This is a genomic window from Mucilaginibacter achroorhodeus, from assembly GCF_007846095.1.
In the GTDB taxonomy this organism is placed as follows: Bacteria; Bacteroidota; Bacteroidia; order Sphingobacteriales; family Sphingobacteriaceae; genus Mucilaginibacter; species Mucilaginibacter achroorhodeus.
The window spans coordinates 147,252-157,001 of record NZ_VOEI01000008.1; the positions used below are offsets into that span (position 1 = coordinate 147,252).

Here is a 9,750-nt window from a genome sequence, read left to right on the forward strand (position 1 = left end):
CTGCTGTTCATAAGGTTTAATTTTTTTTGACAGAGAAACTTATTCATGAGTATATCCATTCCTGATCTATTGGTTAACGATGGCTTTTTAACCGCTGCCGAGCGCGATGGCATCCTGGCCTACGCCGAGGAGTCGGGCTTGTCGTTCATCAAAATTGCGCTCACCTCGGGGTATATCTCACGTAAAAACTACGACCGTTCCCTGCTCAACGCCGGCTTCACCATCAACGAACACCCGCGCGAAGAAGCCTACGACCGTGAGATACTGGATAAGATAGACCTGCCCTTTGCCCACGACCGTATGGCCCTGCCCCTGCGCGTTGAGAACGGCAAAGTAGTAACCCTGATGGCCGCACCAGACGATCAGCTGGTGCTCGATTTCATCCGCTTTACATACGACATGGAGGCCGAGGTAGTGCTAACCTCCGACCTTGACATTACCTGGCTAAGCAACAAACTACTGGGCGAGCCCTATGTAAAAGCATCTGTATTTGAGCTGGTAAAGCGCGACCCGGATAGCTCTGCAGTAATTACCTTTTCTACCGCGCAACTTATTATCCTGTTTGTGCTGATAGCCCTGGTAGCTATCGGCTTGGTGCTGAGCTTTAAGAATACCTCCATCATTATCAACGTGCTCATCAGTTCGTTCTTTTTGGTGGCTATTATATTTAAGCTGTTCCTGGCTTTGGTAGGCTCAAGGTTTGAGCTGCACCAGGCCGTAACCCGCGAAGACCTGCGCCATGTTGATGACGACGGCCTGCCCATTTATACCATCCTGCTGCCGGTTTACAAGGAAGATAAGCTGATCAAAAAACTGATCTGGAACCTGCAATCAATAGACTACCCGCGCCACAAGCTGGATGTAAAACTGCTGATAGAGGAAGATGATGATAAAACCTTCAACGCAGTAAAGAACCTCGATTTCCCCGCGATATTTGAGGTGATAGTAGTGCCCTTCCACATGCCTAAAACCAAACCCAAGGCATGTAACTATGGCCTGCACTTTGCCCGCGGCAAATACCTCACCATTTATGATGCCGAGGATATCCCCGATACCGACCAGCTGAAGAAAGTGGTAACGCTGTTTAACAAACTGCCGGAAGAATACATCTGCATACAAAGTGCGCTTAACTACTTTAACCGTAACGAGAACTTTCTCACCCGTATGTTCACCCTCGAGTATTCGTACTGGTTTGATTATATGCTGCCCGGGCTGGATACGCTTGATATCCCCATCCCGTTGGGTGGTACCAGTAACCACTTTAAACTGCAGGAACTGGTTGACCTTGGCGCCTGGGACCCATTCAACGTAACCGAAGATGCCGACCTTGGTGTGCGCGCTTATGCAAAGGGCCACAAAATAGCCATCATCAACTCCACCACCTACGAGGAAGCCAACAACGAACCCATTAACTGGATCCGCCAGCGCAGCCGCTGGATAAAAGGCTACATGCAAACCTACCTGGTGCACATGCGTAACCCGGCCAACCTGGTGCGCGAGATAGGCTGGAAAGGTTTTTTGGGCTTTAACTTCTTTATCGGGGCAACCCCGATTACCTTTTTGGTTTACCCGCTGCTGCTGCTGATATTCATCTGCTACGTGGTGTTTGATCTTTCAACCATCCGCAGCTTGTTTCCTGATTGGGTGCTTTTCATGTCTATCTTTAACCTCATGGTGGGTAACATCCTCATGATCTACGTGAACATGATAGCCGTATTTAAGCGCCGCTATTACGAGCTGATATTATTTGCCATTGCCAACCCTATATACTGGTTAATGCACTCCATATCGGCATATAAAGGCCTGTATCAGCTCATCGTGAAACCATTCTACTGGGAAAAAACAAATCACGGTTTAAGTAAAGTTAACAACCCAACAAACCTTGTAAAATAACATGAAGATATCCGGTGCAGTATATTTAGCTATTATTACACTCTTCCTGGTGGTTTACTACCTGGTATGCGCCGTGTATTTAAACAAGCTCGATTACTACAATCTCGAGTCGTTGTTTTATATCGAGAAGGCTAAGATCGTTTTCGAGGGTGTGGGCAACCGCCTAAAAACCATGGGCCTAACGGCACCGCTTATCCCGTTCTATGCTACGTTTTTGTTCACCCCGGTAAGTTATACACTGGCACCTGTACTGGCATCTGCCGTAGGCACAGCCATATTGTTCTACATTATTGCCAGCAACGTGGTAAAGCGCCTGCACGATAATGGTTACGTGCTGCTGCTTCTGGCCCTGTTCCTGTTCCACCCGGGTATCATCTACACGGCAGCATCCGGCAAAAGCATTTATTTAATACTCATCTGCTTTTTCCTGTTCTTTCTTAACCTGTTCAAGTTCTATCGCTCCAATACCACCTTCCACCTGTCTATCGCCAGCTTAAGTTTGGTAGGGTTGATCTTTTGCGATTATAAGTTTGTATGGCTTACGCTGTTCTTTTTACCGCTGATACTCATCATCACCATCAACAGCTTAAACCTTAGCGAGCAGGAATCCATTTTCAGGCTGTTCATGAGCTTCAACAGCCCGTCGTTAAGGCGTAAGCTGGTCAATAAAACCTTTGCGCTGTACATCATCATGTTCAGCCTGCCGCTGGTGGCCGTACTTTGTTACAAGCTGCTTAACCTTACCCACGCCAGTGACCTTAACTACTTTGCCGAAAGCCCGTACGCCACCTGGAACGTGCTGATAGATAAACTGAGCTTTGACCAGCTAACCACCAACACGCAATATAAGATACCCGAAGTTTCGCTGCTGCTATCGGCGCGCGTGCTGCTGTTCGCCCCCATGATACTGGTGGCCGTGTACCTCTTCCGCGAGAGTACCTACCAGGTGCTTACCATATTAATTCCTTTTGCCTTTATCGAGTTTTTGCACATTAAGTACGATAAGGTTTTTTTGGCCTACCAGTACTATTTAATGTTTTTGATACTGGCTTACCTGGCCATTATACTAAAGGCGCAAACCGTAAAAAACCAAGGACTGTTTAAACTGGGCCTGCTGGCGCTGGTGCTGGTGCAGCTATACGTTGGCTGGTACTACCTGCGCACATCAAATATTGCCGAAGAGCGCAACTTTACCAAGGTACTGGTTGACCGTACCGAGGACGCTATTGACAGACAGAACATTGATGTGGCCAACTACCTTAACAGCCTGCCCAGCGATGCCCACGTACTGGTTGACGATGCCATTGCTTACCCCATTGTAGCTTTTACTACCGATATAAAGCCGCTGATTATGCCATACGAAGGCAGTTTCCTGAGCGCGCTGGAATCGCCGGATAAGTATGTAGATTATGTGATTGTAGCCAATGCCCGCAATACCGAGGCCGGTTACACGCAGCTGAACAATAAGTACATCACCTTTATCCGCAAAACCATATCAGACCTTAACTTCCGCAAGGTTTACGAAACCGACGACTGGACAGTGTACCGTGTGATCACCAACGCCAGCGGCTCCGAATTTGGCCGCATGACAGGCAGGTAGATTCTGATTCTTTTCAGTAAACGTTATTGCTGTGCTCCGTAGGAGCCTGTAGCCCCGCTATCCACTCATACGCCTGCAAGCCTTACACCCGAAGGCCGGTATCCGTTGCTATCGGGTTTAGGTAATTCAGTTACGTCATGCCGAATTTATTTCGGCATCCCACAAGCAGAGCCATAGCAAGTAGGCTCCTGAAACAAGTTCAGGACGAAGAGTAAGCTAACTTATAAGTAAGTCATGGTGAGCCCCGTCGAACCATCTGTCGCTGTGATAAGCCTTCGACAAACTGAGACTGACAATCTTATCGACAAATTAAGCACACGCGGAACGCATGCGCCAGCAAGGGGTAGGTACTGACAGTTTATATTATTCTTTTAAATAGTGGGTTGTTCAAATCCAATACGTAACTTTCTTTATTATTCCGAAAGTCGAAAATTCTTTGCTGATAAGAATGTTTGGGTGCATTTTTTAAGAAAGGTTTCAAATTGTTGAAAGACACCATTCAAACGCCATTCATTGGGTCAACTTTGATGGTTTGTTTGCCTTCAAACTTCACTACATACCAATCGATCCAAAAATATAATTCTAGGTTATCATAAAATTTAGAATATCTAATATAGTCCTTGTGATTAAAGGTTACAGCATACTGAGGGTCAATTCCATATTTAAAAGAAGACTGAAAAAAAGGGGTGGTTTGCGTTTTTAAATCACCAAGGTTTCCTGTGTTTGTGTTAAGTAGATCTACTGTAAATCTATTGGTTTTCTTCTCAGGGTTGATTTCTAGAGAAAGTGCATTACCGTATTTATCAATAAACGCTTGTTCAAATGAGATTCCTTCTTCATACCAAATTTCTTTTTGCTGAAGGTCGCCTTGATTGACTTCATGCCCGTTTATATCGAATAACTTATAGCTCATCAACTTTTTTTAATGCCCGTATATAATTTACTACTCTAGTAACGCAAGCTTCTAAATCTGTTTTTATCTCTCTATCCCAAAAACGAAATACGGTATATCCTAATTCTCCCAGCCTTTTATTATTTTCTTCATCCCTTTGCATATTGCGTTCAATCTTTGGTATCCAAAAGGCTCTATTGGTTGCAATTTTGTTCTTTTTGATTTGCCAATTAAAGCCATGCCAAAATTCTCCATCTATAAAAATTGCTAATCTATATTTTTTGCTACTGATATCGGGGTTTCCAGGCAAACCTTTATTATGTAACCGATATCGGACATTCACAGCGGTAAGGGCTTTCCTGATTAAAACCTCGGGTGTAGTATTTTTTCCTTTAATCTTTGACATCAAACGGCTACGTTTTTCAGTTGTTGAAAATCCATAGCGTTTCTCAAAACGCGGTACTTTTATTTTTTCTGTCTCAGTATCACCCATATACAAAATTGTGGAAAACTAATTTTATTAGCATAATAATATATTCAAATCAAGAAATATATTTGTAACCATGTGTAAGGTTGTTTAACATGGTTTTATGAAAAAAGTTTATACAATATCTGAAGTCGCAAGTTTATTGGGCAAAAGTAAAGAAACGCTTAGAAGATGGGACAAGAGCGGAAAATTGTGTGCTCTTAGAGAACCAATGAGCAATTATCGCTATTATAAAAAAGAACAGCTTTCTTTTTTTGAAGAATTTAATAACCATCAAATTCAGGATTCTATTGATATTAAACCTCAAGGTGACTATAACGTATTAGAGCTATTCGCTGGAGCAGGTGGTTTAGCAATTGGACTTGAACAGGCTGGGCTTAAATGTGCAGCATTAAATGAGATTGATCACTGGGCTGCAGAAACATTACGCTTTAATAGGCCACATTGGAATGTTTTAGAGGGTGATATCCGCGAAATATCTTTTTCTGGTTTGAGGGGTAAAGTAGATGTTGTAACCGGTGGATTTCCTTGCCAGGCGTTCAGTTATGCTGGCAAAAAACTTGGTTTACAAGATGCAAGGGGTACACTATTTTATGAATTTGCAAGGGCGGTGCAAGAAACCTCGCCGGCTATATGTATCGGCGAAAACGTTAGAGGCCTGCTAAACCATGATGGTGGTAAAACTTTGAAGGGAATGATTTCCATTCTCGATGAAATTGGCTACCGTGTGATAGACCCAAAAGTACTTAAAGCCATATATTACAAAGTCCCCCAAAAACGTGAACGATTGATTTTGGTTGGTGTTAGAAAAGACATTGAAATTGATTTCGAATATCCTCAACCAACAAAAGCTACTTATACCTTGAAAGATGCTTTAAAAAAGGGCGAGCTTTTTAATGAAGATGTTCCATTATCTCCAGGCGCTAAATATCCTGTGAGCAAGAAAAAAATATTGGAGTTAGTTCCGCCCGGCGGATACTGGCGCGATCTTCCGTTAGATTTACAAAAAGAATACATGCAGAAAAGCTTCTTTCTTGGCGGTGGAAAAACCGGTATTGCACGCAGAATTAGCTGGGATGAACCAAGTTTAACTTTAACTTGTAGCCCAGCTCAAAAACAAACTGAACGATGCCACCCTGAGGAAACTCGCCCCTTCACAGTAAGAGAATATGCACGTATACAAACGTTTCCAGATAATTGGAAATTTGCTGGCCCTGTATCAAGTCAATATAAGCAGATTGGTAACGCAGTGCCTGTAAACTTAGCTAAAGCAATAGGAGAATCTATTGTAAAGTTTTTAAATGAAAAAAGGTTAATTGAACAGAGTGAAAAATCTTTGATTGCAATATAATTTGAGTTATCCAAAAACTACTTTAAAAATTTGATTCTGTATCATTTCGAAATGATCATCCAATCCGTTTACAATATCGTCTATTATCTCTGAAACGTCTTTGATATCATCTTCTTTTGTCACATCAGCAATAACTGATGGTAAAGTTTTATAAATTTTGTACAAAGCATCAGGGTCTCCAGTTACTTTTTCATAAACTGCTTTCCCCCAAATTGCTTTTACAGATTCGATTTTATTAAACCCCTTTTTCACCCAAACTCCTTCGCCAGACTTCTTAGTGGAATTCGAAATTATATATGCCCAATATGCTGTTGCTTGATGCTTTTTACTTGTAATGTCTTCCAATTTACGTCTCACATCTTTAAGGGCGCTATCGCTACAGGTGTTGAATTTGTTTTTTATTTCAATGAATAGTGTTTTATCATCGTTTACTAGATCGATACCTTGACCTACTTTGAGATCGGTCCAATTATCGACTCCACCTAAAATTTTTTGGTGAAATTCTCCCATCTTTTGTTCAACTGACTTATCCAGTTGTCTTAATATTTCTTTTCTAATCCAATCTTTGACCCCTATTTTTGAAACTTCGAAAGTCATTTTGAACGGATCCACAACATTACTAAATAAAGAACTTTTGAAAATATCCTTCGCGACAATTGCTTTTTGTAGAGATTCCTTTAATTTTTTTGCGTTATTGAATGAATCTAACACATATCGCACGCACTCTTTGTAGTGCTCGTCTGATATAAAATCTACGTACATATAAATATTTTTTCAAGTATAGTTATGTTTTATCAAAAGCAAAAATTTGAACATCAACGATGCATTTCTATGACACAAATTCGGTTGAATATGCCTTATCGGCTAGTGATTTTTTAACAATTTATTTCTTCATCAATTTATTCACCATCCCCAAAGAAATACCAAGCTCTTTACTGATCAGCCGCTGGCTGTAACCCCGGGCAGCTAACTCGGGCACCCGGGTTGCCAATGCTTTCTGGTGATAAGTGCGGGATGATAGGTGCTGGCGCTCGGGGCTGTGGCCTTCAAAATCCATCTGCAGAAAGTTATGTGGTTTTGTAATGCGGCAGAGGCATACATTATCTTCGCCATACAGCTGCGCGCTGCTACGTTGCTTTATCTGTTTGAGGTAGCGCAGGCCGGGTTGGGTAGCGCTTGTACCAATGGCAAAGGCACTATCGGCTAGGTTTATCATCAGCTTGCTGCCCAGCATATCATCGGCCGAGATAGGCGCACAAGGGTTGCGGCGCTTAGGTGTATGGGCCAGCACCAGGATAGAGAGGTTATAGTCGGCCCGCAGCGTTTTCAATTTCTTCATCAAATTAAGCGCAGCGGTGGCATTCTCCATACCGGCACGCAGGCAGGTAATATTGTCAATAATGAGTACGGTGGCCTTTAATTCCATCACCCAAAATTCTATGGCATCAATTATCTGCTCTTCCTGGTAATCTATCCCGTTAGCTAACAGGCGCTCGGGCGTAAACTGCGCCCTTAAAAAGTTGTTATTAAAATTATAGTCGGCACCGGCGTGGGTGTAGCGCTTGTAAAACTGCCGGGTCCCTAATTCAAAATCTACATAAAGCACTTTGGCAGGGTCGGCATCCATGCCAAAAGGCGCAATGGGCCGCCCCTCGGCTATGCTGTTGGCAATTTGCACGGCCAGTACCGATTTGCCCACGTTGGTATCGGCAAGCAGGATGGCTATTTCGCCCTCGTGCCAAAACTCTCCGAAAAGCATTTTGAGTACCGGTTCCTGCTCGCCCAGGTCCATCCAGCGCTTACCGGTAGCAGGGTGAAACAGGTAACGGTAAATGGGGTCTTCTTTAGCAGGTTCAGGATCGGGCGGAGGCGTAGGGCAGTAGATCATGCCGCGTGATTCGGCCCGTATCCGGTCGATCTTCTCCGGCCGGCCGGTAGGATAGTAATATTCCATCAAATTAATTTTGTAATACAACATGGCACGGCAGAAACACCGTGCAAACCAAAGCCGCAGAACGCAGCCATTACAAATATACTCAACAAAGCCACAGCAAATGGTGACACAATGCTGTCAGCGTTCACGGCGTTCACGGTGTTCACCAGCGTTCATACCGTGAACGTGAACACCCACTTTTAGGGGTGATTTGGTAGTAGTGGGCAAAAAAAGTAAGCCAAAGTAACCCCATACTAAGCTACTTTGGGCCCAAAGCAGCCATAAACCGCAGCACCGCGTAGGTAGACAGTTGGCCACCCGGCCCGTTAATGTTATAATCGAAGCCATGGGTGGCCCAGGGCAGTTTAAGCCAGTAATGCGGCACCCCTGCCTGCTGTAATTTCTCGTTAAGGCGGCGGCTATGCTCATAAGCCACCAGGGCATCATTAGCCCCATGGATGATAAGCGTAGGCGGCACCGAAGCATCCACAAACGTCAATGGCGAGCTATTCACATATTGCTGAGGCACTTTGGCATACGTACCACCAAGGTACCGCTCCATCACCTTCCGCGAGTCCATTATCAACTTACTGGACGGTACCGAATAACCCCACACCATATCGGCAGGGTCGTAAAAGTCTATCACTCCGGCAATGTGTTGGTTCTTAAGCGTATACCCCGCCACCAACGCTATCTGCCCCCCCGCCGAGCGGCCAAGCAAAACAAACCGGTTGGTATCGATGGAAAGGTCGGCAGCATGGGCACGCAGGCATTTAAGGGCATTCTCTACGTCTTCAACAGGTGCCGGGCTCTTCCACCTCGGCGCCATGCGGTAATTGATGGATGCCACGTTGTAACCATTGGCAGCCAGGATGTTATTAAGTTCAGGCAATTGCTGCGAGTCGCCACTGCTCCATGATCCACCGTGGATAACGATAACGCAAGGTCGTGGTGCTTTGACCTTACTTGGGTAGAAATCCAGGGTTAGGGAAGTGTCTGCGTAAGTTATGTATGTGCGTGTGGAGTGGCCTATCGGTGGTGTTTTAGCAAAAAGCTTTGCAAAAGAAAATGGCTTTGCTGCCTCGGAGCTATTTTTAGCAGGAAATGCTTTATCAAGATCGTTTCCCAATTTGCCGGAAATCTGGCTTGCCTGAAAAAGCGGAAGAATAAATATCAGGAAACCTATGGCACTTATGATACTACCGATGATAAAATTCTTGTCGCCCCGTTGCCCCGCACCCAACACGACCAATGCCACCAGTGCAAGCACCCAGCAATACTCGCCGGAAATAACAGCAAGCAGCCACAGATGATATTCGGGTGCAGGAAACAGGATCAGCAAGGCTGTTAACAGCAGTAGAATGCTAAAGATTAATCGTATCATTTTCTGAAGCTAATGGCTGCAATTTAATCAAATTACAATATCCCGACTCCAGCTCTGTAATCTTCGCTCCAACAAGCAAAAATTGCCTAAACGCAAAAAAGCCTTCTCCTGTTTCCAGTGAAGGCTTTCTAATAAAGGTTGGCACCGACCTACTCTCCCACATTTTACTGCAGTACCATCGGCTCTGGCGGGCTTAACTTCTCTGTTCGG

The 9,750-nt window shown here is 44.2% G+C and carries 8 protein-coding genes and 1 rRNA gene; 3 read left to right on the top strand and 6 right to left on the bottom strand.

The features are described from left to right. Positions 1 to 45: 45 nt before the first annotated feature. Together FPZ42_RS18520 and FPZ42_RS18525 are read left to right on the top strand one after the other, a co-directional pair. The gene (locus FPZ42_RS18520; protein WP_146273357.1) at positions 46 to 1,893 is read left to right on the top strand and encodes a glycosyltransferase; all 1,848 of its coding nucleotides are present in this window, start codon (positions 46 to 48) and stop codon (positions 1,891 to 1,893) included. Between the two features lies 1 nt (position 1,894). Then, complete coding sequence (locus tag FPZ42_RS18525) at positions 1,895 to 3,493, top strand: hypothetical protein (RefSeq protein WP_146273358.1); 1,599 nt, start codon at positions 1,895 to 1,897, stop codon at positions 3,491 to 3,493. Between the two features lie 499 nt (positions 3,494 to 3,992). Here FPZ42_RS18525 and FPZ42_RS18530 read toward each other — a convergent pair whose 3' ends face one another. Then, a complete protein-coding gene (locus FPZ42_RS18530; protein WP_146273359.1) occupies positions 3,993 to 4,406 on the bottom strand; it encodes a hypothetical protein in 414 nt (137 codons plus the stop codon). Then, positions 4,396 to 4,878 carry a very short patch repair endonuclease gene (locus tag FPZ42_RS18535; RefSeq protein ID WP_146273360.1) on the bottom strand — a complete coding sequence of 161 codons (483 nt, stop codon included), beginning with the start codon at positions 4,876 to 4,878 and terminating at the stop codon, positions 4,396 to 4,398. The genes FPZ42_RS18530 and FPZ42_RS18535 overlap by 11 nt, the downstream gene beginning before the upstream one ends. Before the next feature lie 97 nt (positions 4,879 to 4,975). On the opposite strand from FPZ42_RS18535, the gene dcm reads away from it, so the two are divergent. After that, on the top strand, positions 4,976 to 6,223 hold the full coding sequence (dcm, locus tag FPZ42_RS18540; RefSeq protein WP_146273361.1) for a DNA (cytosine-5-)-methyltransferase: 1,248 nt from the start codon (positions 4,976 to 4,978) through the stop codon (positions 6,221 to 6,223). 6 nt (positions 6,224 to 6,229) lie between these two features. Here the strand turns inward: dcm and FPZ42_RS18545 are convergent, their stop codons facing one another. The 4 genes from FPZ42_RS18545 to rrf form a co-directional block, all read right to left on the bottom strand. Next, positions 6,230 to 6,985, bottom strand: coding sequence for an Eco47II family restriction endonuclease (locus FPZ42_RS18545; RefSeq protein WP_146273362.1), 756 nt, complete (start codon positions 6,983 to 6,985; stop codon positions 6,230 to 6,232). A gap of 121 nt (positions 6,986 to 7,106) precedes the next feature. After that, positions 7,107 to 8,177, bottom strand: coding sequence for an AAA family ATPase (locus FPZ42_RS18550; RefSeq protein WP_186458828.1), 1,071 nt, complete (start codon positions 8,175 to 8,177; stop codon positions 7,107 to 7,109). 238 nt (positions 8,178 to 8,415) lie between these two features. Further along, the gene (locus tag FPZ42_RS18555; protein WP_146273364.1) at positions 8,416 to 9,540 is read right to left on the bottom strand and encodes an alpha/beta hydrolase; all 1,125 of its coding nucleotides are present in this window, start codon (positions 9,538 to 9,540) and stop codon (positions 8,416 to 8,418) included. A 136-nt stretch (positions 9,541 to 9,676) separates the two neighbouring features. Next, a 5S ribosomal RNA gene (gene rrf, locus FPZ42_RS19540) occupies positions 9,677 to 9,750 on the bottom strand; the annotation flags it as partial.

Excerpts from the sequence above, each read along its gene's own strand:
- FPZ42_RS18530 (WP_146273359.1), bottom strand. The coding sequence starts at position 4,406 with ATGAGCTATAAGTTATTCGATATAAACGGGCATGAAGTCAATCAAGGC.
- FPZ42_RS18550 (WP_186458828.1), bottom strand. The coding sequence starts at position 8,177 with ATGGAATATTACTATCCTACCGGCCGGCCGGAGAAGATCGACCGGATA.
- FPZ42_RS18525 (WP_146273358.1), top strand. The coding sequence starts at position 1,895 with ATGAAGATATCCGGTGCAGTATATTTAGCTATTATTACACTCTTCCTG.
- FPZ42_RS18545 (WP_146273362.1), bottom strand. The coding sequence starts at position 6,985 with ATGTACGTAGATTTTATATCAGACGAGCACTACAAAGAGTGCGTGCGA.
- FPZ42_RS18535 (WP_146273360.1), bottom strand. The coding sequence starts at position 4,878 with ATGGGTGATACTGAGACAGAAAAAATAAAAGTACCGCGTTTTGAGAAA.
- FPZ42_RS18555 (WP_146273364.1), bottom strand. The coding sequence starts at position 9,540 with ATGATACGATTAATCTTTAGCATTCTACTGCTGTTAACAGCCTTGCTG.
- FPZ42_RS18520 (WP_146273357.1), top strand. The coding sequence starts at position 46 with ATGAGTATATCCATTCCTGATCTATTGGTTAACGATGGCTTTTTAACC.
- dcm (WP_146273361.1), top strand. The coding sequence starts at position 4,976 with ATGAAAAAAGTTTATACAATATCTGAAGTCGCAAGTTTATTGGGCAAA.